We start from the raw sequence: 23733 nt of genomic DNA, 5'->3' as shown, positions 1-23733 counted from the left end.
GAGCCGGCCGTTCCGGCAGCAGGCACGAAAAAGGCGGGAACCCTTGCCGGGCGCCCGCCTTTTTTACCGCGCAGCCTGGATCAGTCGAGGAACTCGACCTCGCCGCTGGCCAGGGATTTCACCCGCGCCAGGGACTCGACCCGGTAGCCTTCGCTTTCCAGCAGCTTGCGGCCGTCCTGGAAGGACTTCTCGATGACGATGCCCAGGCCGGCGATGCTCGCCCCGGCTTGCTGGATCAGGTCGATCAGCGCCTTGGCGGCGTGGCCGTTGGCGAGGAAGTCGTCGATCACCAGCACGTGGTCGGCGGCGGTCAGGTGCCGCGCCGAGATGGCGATGGTGCTTTCGGTCTGCTTGGTGAAGGAGAACACCTTGGAGATCAGCAGGTCGTTCTTCAGCGTCAGCGACTGGAACTTGCGGGCGAAGATCACCGGAATGCCCAGCTCCAGGCCGGCCATCACCGCCGGGGCGATGCCCGAGGCCTCGATGGTGACGATCTTGGTGATGCCCTGGTTCTTGAAGCGCTCGGCGAATTCATGGCCGATCTGCTTCATCAGCAGCGGGTCGATCTGGTGGTTGAGGAAGGCGTCTACCTTGAGGACCTGGTCCGAGAGGACAATGCCTTCGCTGCGAATCTTGTCTTTGAGGGTGTTCAATTTGGGGGCTTCCTGGCGGAGCTGGGGCCGCTGATGAAGCGCGCAATTGTACCTCGGAAGCGCCGGCCTGCGCGACCTTCCGACAAAAGAAGAAGCTGATCGAATGGACAGCTTCCAGAGCCATCGCCATGGCATGCTTTTGTAGGAGCGGACTCTGTCCGCGATACCGTGGGCCGGCCATGCCGGCGCCATCGCGGATGAATCCGCTCCTACGAAAGCGCTCGGGCTCAGCGCTTGAGCAGCGCGCGGATGTCCGCCAGCGCGGCGTTGCCCTTGGCCGCCTTCACTTCCGCCGGCGCGTCCTCCTGGCCTTCCCAGACCAGGTCTTCCGGTGGCAGTTCGTCGAGGAAGCGGCTCGGCGAGCAGTCGATGATCTCGCCGTACTGCTTGCGCTTGGCGGCGAAGGTCATCGCCAGGTTGCGTTTGGCGCGGGTGATGCCGACGTAGGCCAGGCGCCGCTCTTCCTCGATGGTGTCGGCCTCGATGCTGGAGCGGTGCGGGAGGATTTCCTCCTCCACGCCGAGGATGAACACGTAGGGGAACTCCAGGCCCTTGGAGGCGTGCAGGGTCATCATCTGCACGCCGTCGGCGCCTTCCTCTTCTTCCTGCTGGCGTTCGAGCATGTCGCGCAGGACCAGCTTGGCGATGGCCTGCTCGATGGTCATGTCGCCTTCTTCGTCGCGCTCCAGGGTGTTCTTCAGTGCCTCGATGAGGAACCACACGTTGCCCATGCGGAAGTCGGCGACCTTGTCGCTGGACGCGTTCTGCCGCAGCCAGTTCTCGTAGTCGATGTCCATCACCATGCTGCGCAGCGCGCCGATCGGGTCGGAGCCGGCGCACTGCTCGCGGACCTTGTCGATGAAGCGCTTGAAGCGCGCCAGGCGCTCGACGTAGCGGGCGTCCAGGTGCTCGGACAGGCCCAGCTCGCCGGCGGCGACGAACATCGAGCAGCCGCGTTCGGTGGCGTAGTTGCCGAGTTTCTCCAGGGTCGCCGAGCCGATCTCGCGGCGCGGCACGTTGATCACCCGGAGGAAGGCGTTGTCGTCGTCCGGGTTCACCAGCAGGCGGAAGTAGGACATCAGGTCCTTCACTTCCTGGCGACCGAAGAAGCTGGTGCCGCCGGAGAGCCGGTAGGGAATCTGGTGGTGCTGCAGCTTCAGCTCGATCAGCTTGGCCTGGTAGTTGCCCCGGTAGAGGATGGCGAATTCGCTATAGGGGCGCTCGGTCTTCAGGTGGATGGTGAGGATCTCCATCGCCACCCGCTCGGCCTCGGCTTCCTCGTTGCGGCAGCGGATCACCCGGATCGGGTCGCCTTCGCCCATCTCGCTCCACAGCTGCTTCTCGAACACGTGGGGGTTGTTGGCGATGAGGATGTTGGCGCATTTGAGGATGCGGCTGGTGGAGCGGTAGTTCTGCTCCAGCATCACCACCTTCAGCGACGGGAAGTCCTCTTTCAGCTGCATCAGGTTTTCCGGGCGCGCGCCGCGCCAGGCGTAGATCGACTGGTCGTCGTCGCCCACCACGGTGAAGTGCGCGCGCTGCTGCACCAGCAGCTTCACCAGCAGGTACTGGCTGGCGTTGGTGTCCTGGTATTCGTCCACCAGCATGTAGCGCACGCGGTTGCGCCACTTCTCGAGGATGTCCGGGTGGTTCTGGAACAGCTTCACCGGCTGCAGGATGAGGTCGTCGAAGTCCACCGCGTTGTACGCGCGCAGGGTGCGCTGGTAGTGCAGGTAGACCATCGCGGCGGTCTTTTCCTTGGGGTTGCGCGCCTGCTCCAGGGCCTCTTCGGGCAGGATCAGGTCGTTCTTCCAGCTGCCGATCAGGCCCTTGATCTCGTCCAGGCCGTCGTCGCCGGAGTACTCCTTCTGCATGATGTCCGTCATCAGCGCCTTCACGTCGCTCTCGTCGAAGATCGAGAAGCCGGGCTTGTAGCCCAGGGCGGCGTATTCCTTGCGGATGATGTTCAGGCCCAGGTTGTGGAAGGTGGAGACGGTCAGGCCCTTGCCTTCGCCCGGACGTAACAGGGTGCTTACGCGCTCTTTCATCTCGCGCGCGGCCTTGTTGGTGAAGGTCACCGCGACGATGTATTGCGCGCGGATGCCGCACTGCTGGACGAGGTAGGCGATCTTGCGGGTGATCACGCTGGTCTTGCCGGAGCCGGCGCCGGCCAGCACCAGCAAGGGGCCGCCGACGTAGTTCACGGCTTCCTGCTGCCGGGGATTGAGTCGGGACATGATTCGGGAAGGGATTCAATGGCGAAGCGGACGGCCATTCTAACAGGCCGCCCGGGGGCTGTGGCGGCGAGCGGAAAAGCGGTGTTCTGTGACGCCGTCGAGCTTCATTGTTTTGGATAAATTCATACTTGTATTAGGCTTGTGGCAGCAATACTTGAAGAAAACTCTGAAGAGTTTCCTCGGCTCCACCCCGGCAAGCGACCACGGTCGGGCGATGGAACACCATTCGGATGACCGGCGCAGGGATGGCGGCGGGTCGTCTCCTTGCCTTTGTATGGGGGTCGCTTGGCTGCGTCGGTCGAGTCCACGCGCCTGCTCCTGCTGGCGGAAACGCCGCAGTGGGCCCAGCTGCTGCGCGAGCATCTCGTCGCACTGGGCAACGCCTATTCCCTGATCACCGCGCCGTCCTGGGAATCCGCCTGCAGCCTGTTCGACGAGGACCAGGTCGGCCTGGTGCTGGCCACCCCGCGCATGCTGCCGTCGCGCGACAGCTGCCACCTGCCGCTGATCCTGCTGCTGGACAAGGAACCCACGGAAGCCCCCGCCGGCGTCACCGACTGGCTCGTGCCGCAGCAGCTGAGCAGCGAAGTGCTGCGCCGCGCCCTGCGCTACGCCCGCGAACGCAGCGGCCTGGAGGCCACCCTGCAGCGCCTGGCCGAGCAGGACCCGCTGACCGGCATCGCCAACCGCCAGGGCTTCCAGACCCTGCTGGCGGCCCAGCTCAGCGAATTCCAGGGCCGCGGCCTGGCCCTCGGCCACCTCGACCTCGACAACTTCCGCCACGTCAACGACGCCCTCGGCCACCAGGCCGGCGACCGCCTGATCCTGCAAGTGGTGGCGCGCCTGAAGGCGCAACTGGAGCACGGCGACCGACTGGCGCGGCTGGGCAGCGACGAATTCGCCCTGCTCCTGGATACCCGCCGCGACCCGCGTCGCGCCGAGCGCCTGGCCGAGCGCATGGTCGAGGTACTCGGCGAGCCCTACTGGGTCGAAGGCGAAAGCCTGCTGCTGGGTTGCAGCCTGGGTGTCGCCCACGCCCGCAGCGGCGACAGCGCCGACGCGCTGATGTGGCACGCGCACATCGCCATGCAGCACGCGAAAATCCGCCAGGGCTGCACCTTCCACCTGTTCGACGAACGCATCAACCGTGGCGCGCGCAGCCTGGCCGACCTGGAAAGCGAGCTGCGCCGCGCCCTGCGCCGCGACGAGCTGGAGCTGCACTACCAGCCGCGCCTGGACCTGGCCAGCGGCGCCATCGTCGGCCTCGAGGCCCTGGTGCGCTGGCGCCACCCCGAACGCGGCCTGCTCACCCCCGGCGACTTCGTGCCGCTGGCCGAGGAGAGCGGGTTGATCGTGCCGCTCGGCTACTGGGTGATCTCCCGCGCCCTGCGCGACATGCAGTGGCTGCTCGGGCGCGGCCTGCCGCCGCTGCACATGGCGATCAACCTGTCGTTCCGCCAGTTCCAGGACAGCCAGCTGCTGCCGACCCTGCAACGGCTGATCGCCGAACGCGGGGTGGATGCGCGCTGGCTGGAGTTCGAACTCACCGAAACCGCCGTGATGCGCCGCAGCGACCAGGTACTGCAGACCATGCAGACCCTTGGCCGGCTCGGTGTGCGCTTCTCGCTGGACGACTTCGGCACCGGTTTCTCCTCCTTCGTGCACCTCAACAGCCTGCCGATCACCCTGCTGAAGATCGACAAGAGCTTCGTCGGCGGCATGTCCGAGCGCGCCGAGAACCGCCAGCTGGTACGGGCGATGATCAACCTGGCGCACAACCTCAACCTGGAAGTGGTCGCCGAGGGCGTGGAAAGCGCCGAGCACCAGCTGCAGCTGCGCCAGTTCGGCTGCGACCAGGTGCAGGGCTACTGGATCAGCCGGCCTCTGCCGCTGGCCGAGCTGGCGCGTTTCCTGGTGTTCGGCGCCGGCCGCGCGCTCAGGCAGCAGGACCCGGTAGGCAACTGAGGCCCGCCCCGGACGCCGGTCGCAGCAGCCGGCCGGTGCGCCATTCGAAAGCCAGCAGCAGCCCCAGCGCGGTGCACGCCAGCCCCGTCGCCAGGCCCCACCAGACGCCGTGCGCGCCCCAGCCGAAGGGGAAGGCCAGCAGCCAGGCCAGCGGCACGCCGGCCAGCCAGTAGCCGGCCAGGCCGACCAGGAAGGTGGTGCGGGCGTCCTTGAGGCCGCGAATGGCGCCCATGGCGATGCTCTGCAGGCCGTCGAACAATTCGAACCAGGCGGCGATCGCCAGCAGGCTCACCGCCAGTTGCACCACCGCCTGGTTGGCCGGTGCGTCGAGGTCGAGGAACAGGCCGATGACCTGGCGCGGCGCCAGCCAGAACAGCGCGGCGAAGGCGAACATGCACAGCGCGCCGAAGCCGATTCCCACGCGCCCGGCGCGGCGCGCCTCGAACAGGCGGCCGGCGCCATAGTGCTGGCCGATGCGGAAGGTCACCGCGTAGGAAATCCCCACCGGCACCATGAAGGCCAGGTACACCGACTGGATGGCGATCTGGTGCGCGGCCAGCGCGGTGCTGCCGATGGCGCCCATGCACAGGGTGGCCACGGCGAACATGCCGGACTCCACCGCGTAGGTGCCGCCGATCGGCAGGCCCAGGCGCAGGGTTTCGCCGAGGTCGGCGCGCCGCACCCGGCGCAGGCCCCGCCGCAACGAGTAGGCGGCGTAGGCCGGGTGCCAGCGCAGGTACAGGGCGAGCGCCAGCGGCAGCGCGTTCATCACCAGCGCGGTGACCAGGCCGATGCCGGCCAGGCCCAGGCGCGGCAGGCCGAACCAGCCGTCGAGGAAGGCGTAGTTCAGCGCCAGGTTGACCAGTGCGCCGAGCGCGCTGATGGCCATCACCGGGCCCGGCCGCTCGATGGCGCTGGTGAAGCCGCGCAGCACCATGAACGCCAGGTAACCGGGCAGGGCGAAGACGATGCTGTGCAGGAAACTCATGGTGCCGTGCACCGTTTCCGGCGCCTGGCCCAGCCTCAGCAGCACACCTTCCAGGTTCCACAGCAGGCCGCCGGCCAGCAGCGCCAGGACCATGCCGATCCACAGCCCGGCCTGGGTGGCGCGGCTGGCGCCGGCGGCGTCGCGCGCGCCATGACGAATCGCCACCAGGTTGCCGGTGGCGGCCACCACGCCGCTGCACACGGTGGAGACGAAGGCGTAGGTGGAGGCGCCCAGGCCGCCGGCGGCCAGCGCCTGGGGGCCGAGCTTGCCCATCATCAGAGTGTCGGTGAACACCATGGCGACGTAGGCCAGCTGGGCGGCGATCAGCGGCCCGGCGAGACGCAGGATGGCCTGCAGTTCGGTGCGGTACGGGGTAGGCATGGAATGAGTCTGGGTTGGGCTGGGCGCCGTGGGCGAGCGCTCGAGGTTCGTCGATGGGCTTATTCTGGTGGGCGTGCGGGCCTTCCCACAAAAGGAAAAAAGCGATGCAATGCATGAGTCAGACTCATGCATGATCGCCGCCCATGACCCGTCGCCTGCCACCGCTCTACGCCCTGCGCGCCTTCGAGGCCGCCGCCCGCCACGCATCCTTCACCCGCGCCGCCGAGGAGCTGGCCATCACCCAGAGCGCGGTCAGCCGCCACGTGCGTACCCTGGAGGAGCACTTCGACTGCCAGCTGTTCCAGCGCCAGGGCCGCCAGCTGCGCCTCACCGAGCCGGCGCGGTTGCTGCTGCCCGGCCTGCGCGACGGCTTCGACGCCCTGGAGCGCGCCTGCTCCAGCCTGCGCAGCGAGGAAGACGTGCTGCGCCTGAAGGCGCCCTCGACCCTGACCATGCGCTGGCTGCTGGCGCGACTGAGCGCGTTCCGCATGGCCAACAGCGACATCGAGGTGCAACTGACCAGCGCCTGGATGGATGTCGACGAGGTCAACTTCGCCCAGGAACCCTTCGACTGCGCGGTGCTGCTCAGCGAAGGGCATTTCCCCGAGGAATGGGAAAGCTGCCTGCTGTTCCCCGAGTGGCTGATCCCGGTGGGCGCGCCGCAGTCGCTCGACGATGGCCCCTGGGACGCCGAGCGCCTGGCCGGCGCCGAACTGCTGCACCCGACGCCGGACCGCCGCGACTGGCGCCGCTGGCTGCAGCGCATGGGCCTGGAGGAGCGCGTCTCGCTCAAGGGCGGCCAGGTCTTCGATACCCTGGAGCTGGGCATAGTCGCGGCGACCCGGGGTTACGGCCTGTCCATCGGCGACCTGGTGATGGTCGCCGAGGACGCCGCCGCCGGGCGCCTGGCGCTGCCCTGGCCGAGCGCCGTGGCCAGCGGCGAGAGCTACTACCTGGTATGGCCGAAGGCGCGCCGCCAGCAGGAACGCCTGCGCCGGCTGCGCGAGTTCCTGCTGGCCGAATTGCGCGCGATGCGCCTGCCGGCGGTCGAACGCCTGGAGTGACCCCGGGCCGCCTGTGGTGAAAGTGCGCATGTGGCGCTGCACCGCGTTCTTGAGCGGCGCTGCCCTTGGTAGGTTCCGGCTCAGAAGTCAGAAGAAGAATGTCTGGAAAGCGCCCGGCATTGGTCTCCCGCTGAAACGTCCCGCTCTGCCGTCGCGGCTTTCCCCGTATTTCAATCCTGGGGGGAGACCCAATGAAAATCCGCAACCTGCTGTTCACCGGCCTGCTGTCCTGCGGCCTGGCCCACGGCGCGCTGGCCGCCACCGAACTCAAGCACTGGCCGGAGCCGGCCGCGAAGCAACTGGACGCGCTGATCGCGGCCAACGCCAACAAGGGCGCCTACGCCGTCTTCGACATGGACAACACCAGCTATCGCTACGACGTCGCCGAGGCGTTGCTGCCGTACCTGGAGAACAAGGGCGTGCTGACCCGCGAAAAGCTCGACCCGGCGCTGAAGCTGATCCCCTTCAAGGACGCCGGGAAAACCAGGGAGAGCCTCAACAGCTACTACACGCGACTCTGCGAATTCGATCATCGGGTCTGCTACCCCTGGGCCGCGCAGGCGCTGTCCGGCCTGACCCTGGGCGAGGTGAAGGGCCACCTCGACGCGATGATGGCCAGTGGCAAGCCGATCAAGAGCGACTATTACGAGGGCGATACCCTGCACAAGGTCGAGGTGCAGCCGCCGCAGATGTTCCGTGGCCAGCAGGAACTGTTCCAGCGGCTGATGGAGAACGGCATCGAGGTCTACATCCTCACCGCGTCCCATGAAGAGCTGGTACGCATGGTCGCCAGCGATCCGCAGTACGGCTACAACGTGAAGCCGGAGAACGTCATCGGTGTCAGCACCCTGCTCAAGGACCGCAAGACCGGCGCGGTGACCACCGCGCGCCGGCAGATCAGCGAGAGCAAGTACGACCCCGACGCCAATCGCGGCCTGGAGTTCACCGCCTACCTGTGGACCCCGGGTACCTGGATGGCCGGCAAGACGGCGGCTATCCAGACCTACATCGACCCGTGGAAGAAGCCGATCCTGGTCGGCGGCGATTCGCCCAGCAACGACGGCCACATGCTGTTCCACGCTACGGCGGAAGACGGCGTGCACCTGTGGGTGAACCGCAAGGCCAAGTACATGGACCAGCTCGACGGCATGATCAAGCAGAACGCTGGGGCCCAGGCCGAACTGAAGCTGCCGGTCAGCGCGGACAAGAACTGGGTGGTGGTCACGCCCGAGGAAATCCTCTGAGCGATCGCGGTGCCCGCCCCCGGCGGGCGCCGCTCCCAGGCATGGCCTGTCGCTCCCGGCCATGTCCTGGCGCGCAGGCGACGCCCGAGGTCGCCCTCATCGCCGGACTGCAACACGGCTTTGCTAGGGTTTCCTGGACTAGTCCAGGGAGGGCCCGCGTCGGGTTCCTCCGCCAGCAGACACCCCGGGGGAAACCAGATGAAACCCATGCGCACCCTGCTCGCCGCGCTTTTGCTCGGCGGCCTCGCCAGCAGCGCCTTCGCCGCCACCGAACTCAAGCACTGGCCGGAGCCGGCCGCGAAGCAACTGGACGCGCTGATCGCGGCCAACGCCAACAAGGGCGCCTTCGCCGTCTTCGACATGGACAACACCAGCTACCGCTACGACCTGGAAGAGGCGCTGCTGCCGTTCCTGGAAATGAAGGGCGTGCTGACCCGCGAGAAGCTCGACCCGTCGCTCAAGCTGATCCCCTTCAAGGACATCGGCGGCCACAAGGAAAGCCTGAACAGCTACTACTACCGCCTTTGCGAGGTCGACGACCTGGTCTGCTACCCCTGGGTCGCCCAGGTGTTCTCTGGCTTCACCCTGAAAGAGCTGAAAGGCTACGTCGACGAACTGATGGCGTACGGCAAGCCGATCCCCAGCACCTACTACGAAGGCGACGCGGTGAAGACCGTCGAGATCCAGCCGCCGAAGGTCTTCACCGGCCAGCAGGAGCTGTACAACAAGCTGATGGAGAACGGCATCGAGGTCTACGTGATGACCGCCGCCCACGAAGAGTTGGTACGCATGGTCGCCGCCGACCCCAAGTACGGCTACAACGTGAAGCCGGAGAACGTCATCGGCGTCACCACCCTGCTGAAGGACCGCAAGACCGGCGAACTGACCACCGCGCGCAAGCAGATCGCCGCCGGCAACTACGACCCCAAGGCCAACCTCGCCCTGGAAGTCACCCCCTACCTGTGGACCCCGGCGACCTGGATGGCCGGCAAGCAGGCCGCCATCCTCACCTACATCGACCAGTGGAAGAAGCCGATCCTGGTCGGCGGCGACACCCCCAGCAGCGATGGCTACATGCTGTTCAACGGCACCGCGGAGAACGGCGTCCACCTGTGGATAAACCGCAAGGCCAAGTACATGGACCAGCTCAACGGCATGATCAAGCGCAACGCCGAAGCCCAGGCCAAGCTGGGCCAGCCGGTCACCGCGGACAAGAACTGGGTGATAGTGACGCCCGAGCAGATTCAGTAGATACGACGCCGCTACAGCCTGCGCTGGCCCTTCAGCGCAGGCATTCACCCTGCCAGACCACGCTGAAGGGCAGGCGCGAATCGGCCTGTTCGATCCAGGCGCGGGTATCGGACATGACCACGAACCGCTTGAAGCCGACCTGTACACCTTGGGCGGTTATATAACGCACTTCGCCACAGGTTCCGCGAAGGTTGCGAAACTCGATGTCACGGGCATCATGCAACTGAGCCAGCAACAGGGCTCGGACCGAACCTTCACGCCCGACGCGCTCTGTCCTCTGCTGTGGAGACTCACGGAATGCAAACCAGAGCAGCGCCAGGGAGCAGAGCGCCACGAGAATGAACAATGCCGGGATGTTCAGCCGGGGGCCGCGAGCCTTGCCTCTCAACACGAGTGGGACCAGGCGCGGCGGAACTGTCGATCTTGCGCGATCACCTCAATGACCACGTTGCTGCCACTGGTCGCGACGAAGCGCTTGAAGCCGGAATCCTGCCTGAAGTAATCCAGATAACGGACCTCGCCGCAGGCACCTTTCAGGTTACGGAACTCCGCCGTTTCCGGGTGGCTCAGGTTCGCGAGTACGAAAGACTTTACCCGCTCTTCCGGTAGCGTCGTTCCGCCGGAGAAGGCGAGGGCGAGGAGCAGCAGTATCAGTAGCGGAGCTCCGATTTTGAGCATTCTTCTTGCCTTTTTTCAGGGGCTCGCGGCCCTCTATACAGCCTTTTTCAAATGCCGTTAGACGCTAGCTCCAACGGTGTTCGGTAGACAGCGGCGATACGGTTTATGCACGCGCGCACCTGCAGATTGTTTTGTATCTGTGCAAGTGTCGCTGCAATTGATGCGCTTTTGGCAATTAGCCAGGGTAGGCTGAATAACGCCCCTATGGCTGAATCAGCCAGCGTGGAAAGTAGGTCCAAGAGTATTTTTGAGCATTTGAACAGTTCATCAAGTGCTGTGTTGATAACGACGAGCACCTCGGTGTTGTAATTTATGTTTTGGGCAATTGCCGGTGTCCAAATACTGCCCACTAAGCTCATGAGGTCTTGGATTTCTTCGTCAGAGAGTTTCACGATATTTTCTCCAGGGTTAGTTAATTTGGGCTCTGTGGCCCTCGGTAACTCGCTCGCTGGCGAATGTTCGAGACTCTCGGTCTTCAGATGGTTAAGGGTTCCACAGCGGGGGCACTTTATCTGGAGTGCCGTATAGTTACCTGTTTTGGCAAGCAGCTTTCCGCAGGTGCCGCAACGCTGTTCTTTGAGTGGGTAGGTATGTTCCATTGCATGCACGTCCATATGCTTTATGTGTTTCAGGAAACACTGATGGCGCACCGGAGTTTTGTATAGATCGCTAGTTGTTATTCGATGTTTCGAGCTGCTCGTGAGGCTCTGTAGGAAATTTCTGCTCTTATTTTTCAGGAATACCAAGGCTTTGACTGTTCTGATTTTTTATTTGGATGATATTGGCTTTCTGTTCGATGGAGCTTAGTTCCTTCAGCCACTTCAATAGATTTTGAAGAAGATTAGTGGGCAGAACTTCCAGTTTTCTCCACTCAAACTTCAGGCTGGCGGCCGACAGTTTCCCCATGTGGTTATGGCGCAGCTTGCCGTCCGCGGAATAGAAGAGCGTGCTTGGCACGCCGAACGAGCCGAAGACCTCCCGCCGGCCGGCGGGAGGCCGCGATACCGTTCGTCCGCCATATCCGTCCAAAAGACTCAAGTACTCCCGGCGTTCGCCGATAGCGCGGTAGCAGGGCGTATTCCGCCCGTCCCACTCCATTCCTTGCGCGCTTTCGCCTTCGCCGGTGGGGCTCGACCGTTGCCGTAGAAAACACCATGAATCCATCCCGTTCGCGCATCGCCTGGCAGCTCGCCGGTGCACTCGCCATCCTTCTGATCCTGCTCATCAGCGGCAGCACGCTGTTTGCCTTGCGTTCGCTAGACAGCGCTACCCTGAGCATCCGCGAGGAGCACCTGGCCAGCGAGGCGCGCCTGCTGGCCGACCAGCTGGAGACCTTCCACGGCAACCTGCGGGAAAGCACTGGGCGCCTGGCCGGATTGTTCGAGCAGAGCTTCAGCGGGGGCATGCAGCTGCGCGTGGACGAACCCGTGACGCTGGCCGGGCGCACCGCGCCGGCGCTGTACCTGGGCGCGACACGGCTCAACGGCGACTTCACGCTGGTCGACGAATTCCGCCGGCTGACCGCCGGGGTGGCCACGGTATTCGTCCGTGACGGCGACGATTTCGTGCGCATCACCACCTCGCTGACCAAGCAGGACGGCAGCCGCGCCCTCGGCACCGTGCTCGACCACCAGCACCCGGCGTACCAGAAACTGCTGCGCGGCGAGGGCTACCTGGGCCGCGCGGCACTGTTCGAGCGTTTCTACATGACCCAGTACAGCCCGGTGCGCGATGCCAGCGGGCGGGTGATCGCCGTTCTGTTCGTCGGCTTCGACTACACCGACGCGCAGCGCAACCAGTTCGCCAACCTCGCGCGCTTCCGCCTGGGCGTCGGCGGCTCCCTGGCGCTGCTCGACGAGCAGGGCCACTGGCTGGTGCCGCCGGCCGGCGCACGGGAGCCCGAGCGCGTCGCCGCGACCCTCGCCGGCCTTGCCGCGCAGGCGGGCAGGGGGGCCACCTGGAGCGACGGCGCAGAGGACTTCTACAGTGTCGCCGCGCCCTTCGCCGGCGGACCCTGGACGGTGCTGGCGAGCATGCCGCAGCGGGAAATCCGCGCGGTGACCTGGCGGGTCGGCAGCCAGTTGGCGATCGGCAGCCTGATCGCCATGGCCCTGGCGGTGGTCGCCGCGGCCTGGCTGCTGCGGCGCAAGCTGCGCCCGCTGGGCGACCTGGTGCGCCAGGCGCGGGCCCTCGGCGAGGGCGACCTCAGCGCGCGCCTGCGGATTACCAGCCATGACGAGATCGGCGAGCTGGCCCAGGGCTTCAATCAGATGGGCGAGGCGCTGGCGCGCATGGTCGAAGGCGTGCGCGGCTCGGCGGCGGCGGTCGGACGCTGCTCGGGCAGCCTGTCGGGCCTGTCCGGCGGCGCCTTCGCCGGGATGGAGCAGCAGTCCGGCGAGATCAACAGCATGGCCGGCGCGGTCGAGGAATTCAGTGCCACCGCGGCCGACATCGCCGACAACATGCGCCGCACCGAGCGCACGGCGGCGGAGAACACGCGCCAGACCGGCATCGGCCAGCAGGCCATGGACGAGGCCACGGCGGCGCTGGCGCAGATCGCCGCGGCCCTGGGCGAGACGGTCGGACGAGTCAACACCCTGGGCGCGCGCTCCCAGGAAATCGGCAGCATCGTCGGGGTCATCACCTCCATCGCCGAACAGACCAACCTGCTGGCGCTCAACGCGGCCATCGAAGCGGCGCGTGCCGGCGAGCAGGGCCGCGGCTTCGCCGTGGTGGCCGATGAGGTGCGCAGCCTGGCGGCGCGGACCCGCGAGGCGACCACGGAAATCTCGGCGATGATCGCCACCATCCAGCAGGAAACCGCCGGCGCCATCGAAACCATCGAGCAGGGCAACCAGCTGATGCAGCATGGCCTGGAACTCAACGGCCGAGTCGCCGCCGCGCTGGCGGAGATCGCCGCGCAGAGCCGCGCGGCAGGCGAGCAGTTCACAGTCATCACCACCGCTACCCACGAGCAGAGCCGCACCGCGACGATGCTCAGCGGCAACCTGCAGGGCGTGGCCCAGGTGAACGGCGAGCAGCGCCAGGTGATCGGCGAGCTGGCGCGCACCGTGAAGGAACTCGACGGGCTGGCGGAGGGGCTGCGCCAGGAGGTCGGGCGCTTCCGCTGAAACGCGTCAGGGCTGCAGCTGTTCCAGGCCACGCTCCAGGCTGGCGGCCGACAGTTCGCCCATGTGGCTGTGGCGCAGCTTGCCGTCCGCGGCATAGAAGAGCGTGGTCGGCATGCCGTACGAGCCGGTGGCCTGGCCGAGGCGGTTGCCGCTGTCGAGCAGCACTTCGGCGGGCTGCAGGCCCTGGCTGGCGAGGAAGCTGGCCACGGCTTCGGCCGACTCGCCCTGGTTGACCAGCACGAAGCGCACATCCGTCCGGGCCTGCCGGGCCGCCTCCAGCACCGGCATTTCGCGGCGGCAGGGCGGGCACCAGGAGGCCCAGAGGTTGACCACCAGCGGGCGGCCGTCCAGGCGCTGGAGATCGACCGGGCGGCCTTGCAGGTCGGTCAACGCCACCGCCGGCAGCTGTTGGCTGCGGTCCAGGGCGGCGACCACCGCGCTGGCGCCTCCCCACACGCACAGGCCGCTCACCAGGGCGATGACCAGCGGCCGGCGCGGGCCCGTGCGGCGCCAGGCCAGCCAGGCGCCGACGGTGGCCGCCGCGAGTACGCCGGGGAGCATCAGGAAGCCGCCGTCGCGGATATCCAGCAGGCTCCAGGGCATGGCGGCGTATTGCTCGGCGTAGCGCGCGGCGAACCCCAGGCGTGCCGCCAACAGCCCGGCCAGGAGCATGGCGAACAGCGTGCCTTCCGGGTTGCCGCCGTGCTTGCGTGCGGCCAGCCAGCCGGCGAACAGGGCGCAGATGAAGCCCAGCATCAGCAGGGCTTGCGGCATGGGGATGGCGAAGGGGCCGAGAATCAGGCTGGTCATGATGGGCTCCGGGAGGCAGGCGCCGAGTATCGCAGCCCGGCGCGGCCGGGCGGGAAGCGTGCTGTGGATAAATGTTTCGACCCCAGCACTCCCCGGTAGCTTGTAGGAGTGGGCCATGCCCGCGAATCGCGCGCGTGGCGCGCTCCTACGGGGGCAAGGAGGTGCTCAAGCCAAGGCGATATCGTCCATGGCCTCGGCGTGCAACGCCTCCACCAGCCGCGTGGCGCAGGCGCCGACCTTGCGCACGGCTTCCTCGATGCGCGGCAGGTCGCGGCTGGAGTAATTCATGCGCAGGCAGTTGCGGTACTTGCCGGAGGCGGAAAAGATGCTGCCGGCCGCCACCTGGACGCGCTCGGCCAGCAGCGCCTGGTTCAGGCGCACGCTGTCGAACTGCGCTTCCAGCTCCACCCAGAGCATGAAGCCGCCCTGGGGCCGGCTGACCAGCGCGCCTTCGGGGAAATAGCGGCGCACCCACTCGGTCATCAGGTCGCGGTGACGTTGATATTGCGCGCGCATGCGGCGGATGTGCGGCTCGTAATGGCCGCCGCCGACGAACTCGGCCAGGGCCATCTGCGGCTGTGGCGCGCAGGTGCCGCTGGCGATGTACTTGAAGTGGAGGATGCGCTCCAGGTAGCGCCCCGGCACCACCCAGCCGGTGCGCAGCCCGGGCGCCACCGTCTTGGAGAACGAGCTGGCGAGCAGCACGCGGTCGTCGGTATCGAACGACTTGATACTGCGTGGCCGCGGGTAGGCGTAGGCCAGCTCGCCGTAGACGTCGTCCTCGAGGATCGGCACGTCGTAGCGCTGCGCCAGGCTGAGCAGGGCGCGCTTGCGGGCGTCCGGCATGATGTAGCCCAGCGGGTTGTTGCAGTTGGGGGTGAGCAGGATCAGCTTCACCGGCCACTGCTCCATGGCCAGCTCCAGGGCTTCCAGACTGACGCCGTTGAGCGGGTCGGTGGGAATCTCCAGCGCCTTCAGGCCGTGGGCCTTGAGCGCCTGCATGGCACCGTGGAAGCTCGGCGAGTCGATGGCGACGATATCGCCCGGCTGGCAGATGGCGCGCAGGGTGACGGCCAGGGCCTCCTGGCAGCCGGTGGTAACGATGATCTCGCTGGGCGGCACCTGGCAGCCGGAATCCAGCATCAGCCGGGAAATCTGCTCGCGCAGGGGCAGCGAGCCCTGGATGCCCTCGTAGCCCAGGCTCTGCAGGTCGGTGCGGCGCGCCGCGTTGGCCATGGCGCGTTGCAGCGGCTTGAGCGAGGGGCTGGCGATGTCCGGGGTGCCGCGGCCGAGCTGGACGAAGTCGCCGCCGGGGGCCCGGCGCACCTGTTCCAGCACCTGGTCCCACTGCGAGACATCCACCGGGCGTTGCGCCGGTCGGGTCATCGGTGGCATGGCCGGCAACGGGCGGCGTTCGGGAACGAAGAAGCCAGACTTGGGCCGTGGCTCCACCAGCCCGGCGTCCTCCAGCACGCGATAGGCCTGTTGCACGGTGCTGATGCTGACGCCGTGCTCCTCGCTCAGTGCGCGTACCGAGGGCAGACGGTCGCCGGGGCGGTACAGCCCCTGCTCGATGCGCTCGCCCAGGGTGGCGGCCAGTTGTGCGTATCGCTTCATCACAGATGCCCCGTGCCGCGACATCGCGGCGCTGACCAGTACAGATCTGGCCAAAATACGCCATTCAGTTGGTTTTTTCGCCTGTCTGTATGGAGGAAATATGGATTCTTTGAATCTGTAATGAAAACCGTCCGTTCGCCACTCTATCCCCAGGCTTGGAGGAGGAGTTGCCCAATGAACGGTTTGACCGATGTACGCCTGACCTTGTACCAGCAGGAACTGCTCGGCATCGACGGCGCCCGCGTGGCGCCGCGCGGCCCGCGGGAAAGCCGCTGGCAGCAGTTCTGGCGGCGGGTGCGCACCCGCAGGCAGTTGCTGGAACTCAGCGACGAGCAGTTGCGCGATATCGGCATCAGCCGCGAACAGGCGCGCATCGAGGCGATGCGTCCGTTCTGGCGCTGCTGAAGCTCAGTGACCGGCGCGGTATTGCAGGGCTTCGGCCAGCTGCGGGCGGGCGATGTGTTCCGCACCTTCCAGGTCGGCCAGGGTACGGGCGACCTTGAGCACGCGGTGCAGGGCGCGCAGGGAGAGGTCCAGGCGCTCGCCGGCGGATTCCAGCCAGGTCTGGTCCTGGGAACTCAGTGCACAGTTTTGGTGCATTGACTTGAGGTCGAGGACGGCGTTCGCGCAGCCCTGGCGTTTCAGTTGCCGCGCGCGGGCGTCGGCGACCTGCGCGGCGACTTCGGCGCTGCCGAGGCTGCTGCCTTGCGGCGCCAGCCGGGTGCTTTCGCGGCCCACGGTCAGGTGCAGGTCGATACGGTCCAGCAGTGGGCCGGAGAGCTTGTTGCGGTAGCGCTGGATCTGCTCCGGCGTGCAGCGGCAGCGCCCGCTGGGGTCGCCCAGGTAGCCGCAGGGGCAGGGGTTCATCGCCGCCACCAGCTGGAAGCGCGCCGGGAAGCGGACCCGGCCGTTGGCCCGGGCGATGACGATTTCCCCGCTTTCCAGGGGCTCGCGCAGCACCTCGAGTACCTTGCGATCGAATTCCGGCAGCTCGTCGAGGAACAGCACGCCGGCGTGGGCCAGGGTGATCTCCCCCGGCTGCGGTCGGCTGCCGCCACCCACCAGGGCGGCGGCCGAGGCGCTATGGTGCGGCTGGCGGAACGGGCGCTGCGGCCAGTGGGTCAGCGGGCCGCTCCCGGCCACCGAGTGGATGGCCGCCACGTGTAAGGCTTCGTCTTCGCTCAGCGGCGGCAACAAGCCGGGCAGGCGGCTGGCCAGCAGGGTCTTGCCGGTGCCCGGGGGGCCGCTCAGCAACAGGTTGTGCGAGCCAGCGGCGGCGACCAGCAGGGCGCGCTTGGCCGCCGCCTGGCCCTGCACTTCGGCGAGGTCGGGGTAGGGCGGCGTCTCGCGCAGCAGGCCCCGGGCCTGGTAGGGCGCCAGGGGGGTCTGCCCGCTCAGGTGTGCGGCCAGTTCCAGCAGGTGGCCGATGGCGTAGATCGTCAGGCCGCTGGCCAGGCTGGCTTCTTCGGCGTTTTCCCTCGGCACTACCAGACTTCTTCCCGCCGCGCGTGCCGCCAAGGCTGCAGGAAGCACACCCTGAACGGGCCTCAGGGCGCCGGAAAGGGCCAGTTCACCGAGGCATTCGAGGTCGTCCAGGTTGGCGCCGGGCACCTGGTTGCCTGCGGCCAGGATGCCCAGGGCGATGGCCAGGTCGAAGCGTCCGCCGTCCTTGGGCAGGTCGGCCGGGGCGAGGTTGAGGGTGATGCGCCGGGCGGGGAATTCGAAGCCCGAGTTGAGGATGGCGCTGCGCACGCGGTCCTTGCTTTCCTTGACCGCGGTTTCCGGCAGGCCGACCAGGGTCAGCGACGGCAGGCCGTTGGCCAGGTGCGCCTCGACGGTGACGCCGGGGGCTTCCACGCCGACCTGGGCGCGGCTGTGGACGATCGCCAGGGACATGCCTCTCTCCTTGAGCGCATGCCGCCCGCTGCGGGCTTATTCGGCCTCGGGCGGCGTGAGTTTGGCCTCCATTTCGGCGACCTTGGCTTCCAGCGCCTCGAGGCGCGCGCGGGTGCGGGCGAGCACCACCATCTGGCTGTCGAATTCGTCGCGGCTGACCAGGTCGAGCTTGCCGAAGGCGCTCTGCAGCAAGACCTTGAACTGCGCTTCCAGCTCGGCGCGGGGCAGCGGCGATTCACCGCCGAAAAGGCGGCTGGCCTGTTGGCCGAGGGCGTCGAGGAAGGCTTTGGGCGGCAGCATGGCGGCGATTTCCGAATGAACTGGGGCGGCAGTCTACCACGTGGGCCCGAGCCTCTGGAGGGCGCTGCCCGAGCCGATTCGTTGCACGCTTTTTGCGCAGGCGCACCGGGATGACTGCCCGGTTCTGGTGCGGCATATGGCACGCGGCCATCCCCTGGACGTCGCGGTTTTTCGCTAAACGGCTGAATAACCGGGGTTTTCGGCGAGCTGGCAAGGTTCCTGCTTTGGGGCTTGCATGGCGTGCACCGATGCAGGTCCGGTGCTGCTGGCGGAGCTGACGAGCGCTTCGCGGAAGCGGCTGAAGGAAGTCGGAGTGCTGAGGTAGGGCGGCCGGCGCATTACAAAAGCCAGACACTGCGCTTAGACTTGTCTCCGGGTTCGTTCTTCCTGGGGCGGGTCCACCAAAACACGGGAGAGAGTTACATGAAGCTAGTCACAGCCATCATCAAGCCGTTCAAGCTGGACGACGTGCGCGAGTCGCTGTCCGAGATCGGCGTGCAGGGCATCACTGTGACCGAAGTCAAGGGCTTCGGCCGGCAGAAGGGTCACACCGAGCTGTACCGTGGCGCGGAATACGTCGTCGATTTCCTGCCCAAGGTGAAGATCGACGTCGCCATCGCCGATGACCAGCTGGATCGTGTTATCGAAGCCATCACCAAGGCCGCCAACACCGGGAAGATCGGTGACGGCAAGATCTTTGTCGTAAATCTGGAACAGGCCATTCGTATCCGTACCGGCGAAACCGGCACCGACGCGATCTAAGCCAAGCCCACACCGAACCCCACGCCCCAGGAGAAACAAAAATGACTCTGCGCAAGTTCGCAGGGCTCGGCGCCCTATTGCCCCTCGCAATGCCCGCTCTGGCCATGGCCGACGAGGCCGCGGCTCCGGTCCTGAACAGCGGTGACACCGCCTGGATGCTGATTTCCAGCGCCCTGGTGCTGATGATGACCATTCCCGGCCTGGCCCTGTTCTACGGCGGCATGGTGCGCGCCAAGAACGTCCTGTCGATCATGATGCAGTGCTTCGCGATCACCGCGCTGGTCAGCATCCTCTGGGTCGTCTACGGCTACAGCATGGCCTTCGACACCGTCGGCATGGAAAAGGGCGTGATCAACTTCGCCTCCTTCGTCGGCGGCTTCGACAAGGCCTTCCTCAGCGGCCTGACCAGCACCGGCCTGACCTCCGCCGCCGCGCTGTTCCCGGAAAGCGTCTTCGTGATGTTCCAGATGACCTTCGCGATCATCACCCCGGCGCTGATCGTCGGTGCCTTCGCCGAGCGCATGAAATTCTCCGCGCTGCTGATCTTCACCGCGCTGTGGTTCACCCTGGTCTACGCACCGATCGCGCACATGGTCTGGAGCGGTGACGGCGGCCTGCTGTGGGACTGGGGCGTGCTGGACTTCGCCGGTGGCACCGTGGTGCACATCAACGCCGGTGTCGCCGGCCTGGTGGCCTGCCTGGTGATGGGCAAGCGCAAGGGCTACCCGACTGCCGCCATGGCTCCGCACAACCTGGGCTACACCCTGGTTGGCGCTGCCCTGCTGTGGGTGGGCTGGTTCGGCTTCAACGCCGGTTCCGCCGCCGCCGCCAACGGCACCGCCGGCATGGCCATGCTGGTGACCCAGATCGCCACCGCCGCCGCCGCCCTGGGCTGGATGTTCGCCGAGTGGATCGCTCACGGTAAGCCGAGCGCCCTGGGCATCGCCTCCGGCGTCGTCGCCGGCCTGGTAGCCGTGACCCCGGCCGCCGGCACCTGCGGCCCGATGGGCGCGATCATCCTCGGCCTGGCCGCTGGCGTGATCTGCTTCTTCGCCGCCACCACCCTCAAGCGCGCCATCGGCTACGACGACTCCCTGGACGCCTTCGGCGTGCACGCCGTCGGCGGCATCGTCGGCGCCCTGCTGACCGGCGTGTTCGCCGCTCCGGCCCTGGGTGGCTTCGGCACCGTCACCGACATCGGCGCCCAGCTGTTCATCCAGTTCAAGGGCGTGGCCTTCACCATCGTCTACACCGGCATCGTCAGCTTCATCATCCTCAAGGTGCTGGACATGGTCATCGGCCTGCGCGTCAGCGAGGAAGAGGAAACCGTGGGTCTGGACCTGGCCCTGCACAACGAGCGCGGCTACAACCTGTAAGGTTCGCGCGAGTTCGACGAAGGGCGCCCTCGGGCGCCCTTTGTTTTTTCCCGCCTTTCGCTAGAATGCGCCCGCATCGGTAGCCAATCGGAGGCCCGCCATGTGGCAGCAGACTTTGATCACCCTGCGACCCCGGTCGCGCGGTTTCCACCTGGTCACCGATGAGTTGCTGGCGGCGCTACCGGAGCTGGCGCGTTGCCGGATCGGCTTGCTGCACCTGCTGTTGCAGCACACGTCGGCGTCGCTGACGCTGAACGAGAATGCCGACCCCTCGGTGCGGCGGGACTTCGAGCGATTCTTCGATCGTCTGGTACCGCAGGGCGAGGGTGGCTATGAACATGATTACGAGGGGCCGGACGATTTGCCCGCGCACTTCAAGGCCAGCCTGCTGGGCTGCCAGCTGACCCTGCCGGTCAGCGCCGGACGCCTGGCGCTGGGCACCTGGCAGGGCGTTTACCTGGGCGAGCACCGCGATCACGGCGGGCCGCGCAAGGTGCTGGCGACCCTGCAGGGTGAGGCTCCGTGAATTTTTTCCGGCGGCGTTCGTCAAAGCGCGCAGCTGGGCTATAACTAACCTGCTTTGCAGCACCACGAGGTTGAGCAATGAGCGACGAAGAACTGGAACAAGACGAGCTGGAAGCTGGCGACGAGGACGACGGCGAGGAGCTGGCCGCGGCTGACGATGGCGAAGCCGATGGCGACGCCGACGAGGCCCCTGCTGCTTCCTCTGGCGGCAAGAAAGCCAAGGCTGCCGTAGAGGAAGAGGAGCTGCCTTCGGTGGCGGCCAAGAACAAGGAGCGCGATGCCCTGGCCAAGGCGATGGAGGATTTCCTCTCTCGCGGCGGCAAGGTGCAGGAAATCGAGCCCAACGTGGTCGCCGACCCGCCGAAGAAGCCCGACAGCAAGTACGGCAGCCGCCCCATCTAAGGGCGATGTCGTGGAAAAGCCCGCCCTCCCCGGAAGGGGAGCGGCGGGCTTTTTCTTGCCTGCGCCGCCTGGCGGGCGCCTACAGGCGCGCCAGCACCGCCGGCAGCTCGGCCAGGCTGTGGATGATCGCGCTGGGCGCTTCCTCGCCTTCCCAGGTTTTGCGAGCCGGGTTGAACCAGATCGCCTGCAGGCCCGCGCGGCGCGCGCCGGCGATGTCGTCGCTGGGATGGTCGCCGATGTGCACCGCCTGCTGCGGGGCCACGCCGGCGCGCCTGAGCGCTTCCTGGAAGGGCTTCGGGTCGGGCTTGCCGATACCCAGCTCTTCCGCGCACAGGGCGAACTGGAAGTAGTCGGCCAGGCCCAGGCGGCGCACGTCGGCGTTGCCGTTGGTGAGCACGCCGAGGATGAAGCGGTTGGCCAGGGCCTCTAGGGTCGGGTGCACCTCGGGGAACAGGCTGACCTGGTGGCGCGCCTGCAGGAACACCTGGAAGCCGGCCTCGGCCAGCTCCTCGGCTTGCGCCTGCGGGTAATCGGCGTCGAGCAGGGCGTGCAGGAGGATGCGCCGGCGCAGTTCGCTCAGGCGGTGCCTGAGCATCGGGTCCACCTGCATCAGTCGCGCGCGGATCGCCCACAGGTGTTCGATGGGTACCGGGCCCAGTTGCGCGGCGTTCACCGCCAGCCATTCGCGCAGGGTGGCCTCGGCGCTGTTCATGACCGGGGCGACGTCCCACAGGGTGTCGTCGAGGTCGAAGGTGACCAGCCGGATGCTCATTCCTCGGCTCCTGTATCGCTGTCTCGTTTGCCGCGTCGGGCGCGGGGGTGGGCCTGGTCGTAGACCTTGGCCAGGTGCTGGAAGTCCAGGTGGGTATAGATCTGCGTGGTGGCGATGTCGGCGTGGCCGAGCAGCTCCTGCACCGCGCGCAGGTCCTGGGAGGATTCCAGGATATGGCTGGCGAAGGAATGCCGCAGCATGTGCGGATGCAGGTGCTGGCCCAGTTCGCGCACGCCGGCCTGGCGTACGCGCAGCTGCACGGCGCGCGGGGTCAGGCGCTTGCCGCTGTGGCCGACGAACAGCGCGCGGTCGGCCGGGCGGGCCTGCTCGCGCAGCGGCAGCCATTCCTCGATGGCCTGGCGCGCGGCACGGCCTACCGGCAGCTCGCGGACCTTGTTGCCCTTGCCGTGCACGCGTACCAGCGCGGCGGACAGGTCGAGGCCGTCGAGGTCCAGGCCGACCAACTCGGACAGGCGCAGGCCGGAGGAATAGAACAGCTCCAGCATGGCCTGGTCGCGGCGGGCGATGAAGTCGTCCTCCAGGGCGCCGTCGAGCAACTGGCCGGCGCGGTCGGCGTCGAGGGTGCGCGGCAGCTTGCGCGCGGCCTTGGGCGCGGACAGGCCGTCGGCCGGGTTGTGCCGGCAGCGGCCTTCGCGGATCAGGTACTGGTAGAGCCCGCGCACCGCCGAGAGCAGCCGCGCCAGGCTGCGGCTGGACAGGCCCTGGGCGTGCAGGCGGGCGACCTGGGCGCGCAGCTCGCGCACCTGCAGGTCGGCCCAGGCGGCGATACCGTGCTTGTCGCAGAGGGCGACGACCTTGAGCAGGTCGCGCTGGTAGCCGGCGAGGGTGTGGGCGGACACCTGGCGTTCGCTGCGCAGGTGTTCGAGGTAGGCGTCGAGATCAACTGCAAGCGTCAAACTGCAAGCTCCAGGTGGAAGGCTCGTCTGCCCGCGCTTGCCGCCAGAGGCTTGCCGCCGTCAGCGTACCGAACGCAGCGGCGTGGAGAAGCGCGGCAGGACGCGGGCCAGGACCTCGGCGACGTAGCCGAGGAACAGGGTGCCGAGGGTGCTCTTGTAGTGTTGCGGGTCCGGGCTGCCGATCGCCAGTACGCCGTGCAGGCCCTGGTAGGTCAGCGAGACCACCGCCGCCGAGCCGACGCCGTCGCGCTCGGCTTCGCCGAACAGGAAGGTCAGCTCGTGGGGGCGCAGCACGCCGCAGACGGTCTTGCCGCCGGAGAGCAGGCCGCCGATGGCCTGGTGCGCTTCCGCGCTGCTCACCGAGCGACCCACCGGCAGGTTGTTGTCGCTGAACAGGATCAGGCTGACGAAGGGCACCTGGAATTCGTGGCGCAGGCTGTCTTCCACGGTGCTGACCACGTCTTCCAGGCTGGTGGCGTCGAGCAGGTCGAGCACCAGCCGGCGGGTCTTGTCGAACAGCCGGTCGTTGTCGCGGGCCACATCCATCAGCTGCGCCAGGCGGTGGCGCATCTCGATGTTGCGCTCGCGCAGCAGGCGCACCTGGCGTTCCACCAGCGAGACGGCGCTGCCGCTCTCGTGGGGGATACGCATCTCCGGGATCAGCTCGTCATGCTCGACGAAGAATTCCGGATGCTGGCGCAGGTACTCGGCGACCTGTTCGGCATCCAGCGGCGGGCGGTTTTCCGGGCTGTTCTCGGTCATGG

23 protein-coding genes and 2 pseudogenes are annotated in these 23733 nt (G+C 67.1%); 11 read left to right on the top strand and 14 right to left on the bottom strand.

What is annotated here, in order from left to right:
* Positions 1-80: 80 nt before the first annotated feature.
* Together P3W75_RS01660 and rep are read right to left on the bottom strand one after the other, a co-directional pair.
* Complete coding sequence (locus P3W75_RS01660) at positions 81-653, bottom strand: xanthine phosphoribosyltransferase (protein ID WP_276225628.1); 573 nt, start codon at positions 651-653, stop codon at positions 81-83.
* A gap of 227 nt (positions 654-880) precedes the next feature.
* Positions 881-2890 carry a DNA helicase Rep gene (gene rep, locus P3W75_RS01655; RefSeq protein ID WP_276225627.1) on the bottom strand — a complete coding sequence of 670 codons (2010 nt, stop codon included), beginning with the start codon at positions 2888-2890 and terminating at the stop codon, positions 881-883.
* Positions 2891-3175: 285 nt separating this feature from the next.
* On the opposite strand from rep, the gene P3W75_RS01650 reads away from it, so the two are divergent.
* Positions 3176-4855 (top strand): putative bifunctional diguanylate cyclase/phosphodiesterase, encoded by a 1680-nt coding sequence (locus P3W75_RS01650; RefSeq protein WP_276225626.1) that lies wholly within the window; start codon positions 3176-3178, stop codon positions 4853-4855.
* Here the strand turns inward: P3W75_RS01650 and P3W75_RS01645 are convergent.
* A complete protein-coding gene (locus P3W75_RS01645; RefSeq protein ID WP_276225625.1) occupies positions 4827-6224 on the bottom strand; it encodes a NorM family multidrug efflux MATE transporter in 1398 nt (465 codons plus the stop codon). The two genes, P3W75_RS01650 and P3W75_RS01645, sit on opposite strands and share 29 nt — an antisense overlap.
* Before the next feature lie 143 nt (positions 6225-6367).
* Here P3W75_RS01645 and P3W75_RS01640 point away from each other — a divergent pair, with 143 nt between their 5' ends.
* From P3W75_RS01640 to P3W75_RS01630, 3 genes are all read left to right on the top strand, one after another.
* On the top strand, positions 6368-7288 hold the full coding sequence (locus P3W75_RS01640; protein ID WP_276225624.1) for a LysR substrate-binding domain-containing protein: 921 nt from the start codon (positions 6368-6370) through the stop codon (positions 7286-7288).
* A gap of 191 nt (positions 7289-7479) precedes the next feature.
* Positions 7480-8532 carry a haloacid dehalogenase-like hydrolase gene (locus P3W75_RS01635; protein WP_276225623.1) on the top strand — a complete coding sequence of 351 codons (1053 nt, stop codon included), beginning with the start codon at positions 7480-7482 and terminating at the stop codon, positions 8530-8532.
* Between the two features lie 198 nt (positions 8533-8730).
* Positions 8731-9783, top strand: a complete 1053-nt coding sequence (locus P3W75_RS01630) for a haloacid dehalogenase-like hydrolase (protein ID WP_430765325.1) — start codon at positions 8731-8733, stop codon at positions 9781-9783.
* Between the two features lie 31 nt (positions 9784-9814).
* Here the strand turns inward: P3W75_RS01630 and P3W75_RS01625 are convergent, their stop codons facing one another.
* From P3W75_RS01625 to P3W75_RS01610, 4 genes and pseudogenes are all read right to left on the bottom strand, one after another.
* Positions 9815-10129, bottom strand: coding sequence for a hypothetical protein (locus tag P3W75_RS01625; protein WP_276225622.1), 315 nt, complete (start codon positions 10127-10129; stop codon positions 9815-9817).
* A gap of 38 nt (positions 10130-10167) precedes the next feature.
* Positions 10168-10461 (bottom strand): hypothetical protein, encoded by a 294-nt coding sequence (locus P3W75_RS01620; RefSeq protein WP_276225621.1) that lies wholly within the window; start codon positions 10459-10461, stop codon positions 10168-10170.
* Positions 10462-10865: 404 nt separating this feature from the next.
* Positions 10866-11060: pseudogene (locus tag P3W75_RS01615) on the bottom strand (Com family DNA-binding transcriptional regulator); the annotation flags it as partial.
* Positions 11061-11187: 127 nt separating this feature from the next.
* A complete protein-coding gene (locus tag P3W75_RS01610) occupies positions 11188-11625 on the bottom strand; it encodes a TlpA family protein disulfide reductase (protein ID WP_276225620.1) in 438 nt (145 codons plus the stop codon).
* Between P3W75_RS01610 and P3W75_RS31860 the strand changes: the two are divergent.
* Together P3W75_RS31860 and P3W75_RS31855 are read left to right on the top strand one after the other, a co-directional pair.
* Positions 11616-12734 (top strand): annotated as a pseudogene (locus P3W75_RS31860) (Cache 3/Cache 2 fusion domain-containing protein); the annotation flags it as partial. The gene P3W75_RS01610 and the pseudogene P3W75_RS31860 sit on opposite strands and share 10 nt — an antisense overlap.
* Complete coding sequence (locus tag P3W75_RS31855; protein ID WP_430765326.1) at positions 12732-13592, top strand: methyl-accepting chemotaxis protein; 861 nt, start codon at positions 12732-12734, stop codon at positions 13590-13592. The pseudogene P3W75_RS31860 and the gene P3W75_RS31855, both read left to right, overlap by 3 nt.
* 6 nt (positions 13593-13598) lie before the next feature.
* On the opposite strand, the gene P3W75_RS01600 is transcribed toward P3W75_RS31855, so the two are convergent.
* Positions 13599-14402, bottom strand: coding sequence for a TlpA disulfide reductase family protein (locus P3W75_RS01600; protein WP_276225618.1), 804 nt, complete (start codon positions 14400-14402; stop codon positions 13599-13601).
* 165 nt (positions 14403-14567) lie between these two features.
* Entirely contained in the window at positions 14568-16019 is a 1452-nt protein-coding gene (locus P3W75_RS01595; RefSeq protein WP_276225617.1) for a PLP-dependent aminotransferase family protein, read from the bottom strand.
* A 174-nt stretch (positions 16020-16193) separates the two neighbouring features.
* On the opposite strand from P3W75_RS01595, the gene P3W75_RS01590 reads away from it, so the two are divergent.
* On the top strand, positions 16194-16424 hold the full coding sequence (locus P3W75_RS01590) for a DUF1127 domain-containing protein (RefSeq protein WP_276225616.1): 231 nt from the start codon (positions 16194-16196) through the stop codon (positions 16422-16424).
* 3 nt (positions 16425-16427) lie between these two features.
* Here P3W75_RS01590 and P3W75_RS01585 read toward each other — a convergent pair whose 3' ends face one another.
* Positions 16428-17915 (bottom strand): YifB family Mg chelatase-like AAA ATPase, encoded by a 1488-nt coding sequence (locus P3W75_RS01585; protein ID WP_276225615.1) that lies wholly within the window; start codon positions 17913-17915, stop codon positions 16428-16430.
* Between the two features lie 36 nt (positions 17916-17951).
* The gene (locus P3W75_RS01580; RefSeq protein ID WP_276225614.1) at positions 17952-18215 is read right to left on the bottom strand and encodes an accessory factor UbiK family protein; all 264 of its coding nucleotides are present in this window, start codon (positions 18213-18215) and stop codon (positions 17952-17954) included.
* Positions 18216-18638: 423 nt separating this feature from the next.
* Between P3W75_RS01580 and glnK the strand changes: the two genes are divergently transcribed.
* The 4 genes from glnK (at position 18639) to sutA (ending at position 21280) form a co-directional block, all read left to right on the top strand.
* The gene (gene glnK, locus P3W75_RS01575; RefSeq protein WP_003457590.1) at positions 18639-18977 is read left to right on the top strand and encodes a P-II family nitrogen regulator; all 339 of its coding nucleotides are present in this window, start codon (positions 18639-18641) and stop codon (positions 18975-18977) included.
* A 41-nt stretch (positions 18978-19018) separates the two neighbouring features.
* Complete coding sequence (locus P3W75_RS01570; RefSeq protein WP_276225613.1) at positions 19019-20353, top strand: ammonium transporter; 1335 nt, start codon at positions 19019-19021, stop codon at positions 20351-20353.
* A gap of 100 nt (positions 20354-20453) precedes the next feature.
* On the top strand, positions 20454-20879 hold the full coding sequence (locus P3W75_RS01565; RefSeq protein ID WP_276225612.1) for a secondary thiamine-phosphate synthase enzyme YjbQ: 426 nt from the start codon (positions 20454-20456) through the stop codon (positions 20877-20879).
* A 77-nt stretch (positions 20880-20956) separates the two neighbouring features.
* Positions 20957-21280 carry a transcriptional regulator SutA gene (gene sutA / locus P3W75_RS01560; protein ID WP_276225611.1) on the top strand — a complete coding sequence of 108 codons (324 nt, stop codon included), beginning with the start codon at positions 20957-20959 and terminating at the stop codon, positions 21278-21280.
* Between the two features lie 79 nt (positions 21281-21359).
* Here sutA and P3W75_RS01555 read toward each other — a convergent pair whose 3' ends face one another.
* The 3 genes from P3W75_RS01555 to P3W75_RS01545 are packed head-to-tail and all read right to left on the bottom strand — an operon-like array spanning position 21360 to position 23731.
* Complete coding sequence (locus tag P3W75_RS01555) at positions 21360-22052, bottom strand: HAD family hydrolase (protein WP_276225610.1); 693 nt, start codon at positions 22050-22052, stop codon at positions 21360-21362.
* On the bottom strand, positions 22049-22969 hold the full coding sequence (gene xerC, locus P3W75_RS01550) for a tyrosine recombinase XerC (protein ID WP_276225609.1): 921 nt from the start codon (positions 22967-22969) through the stop codon (positions 22049-22051). Before xerC ends, P3W75_RS01555 begins: the two co-directional genes overlap by 4 nt.
* Before the next feature lie 60 nt (positions 22970-23029).
* Positions 23030-23731 carry a DUF484 family protein gene (locus P3W75_RS01545; protein WP_276225608.1) on the bottom strand — a complete coding sequence of 234 codons (702 nt, stop codon included), beginning with the start codon at positions 23729-23731 and terminating at the stop codon, positions 23030-23032.
* Positions 23732-23733 lie beyond the last annotated feature (2 nt).

The organism is Pseudomonas citronellolis, assembly GCF_029335315.1.
GTDB lineage: Bacteria > Pseudomonadota > Gammaproteobacteria > Pseudomonadales > Pseudomonadaceae > Pseudomonas > Pseudomonas citronellolis_A.
The sequence above is the reverse complement of the archived record's forward strand: the minus strand, read 5'-3'. Positions and strand labels throughout refer to the sequence as shown.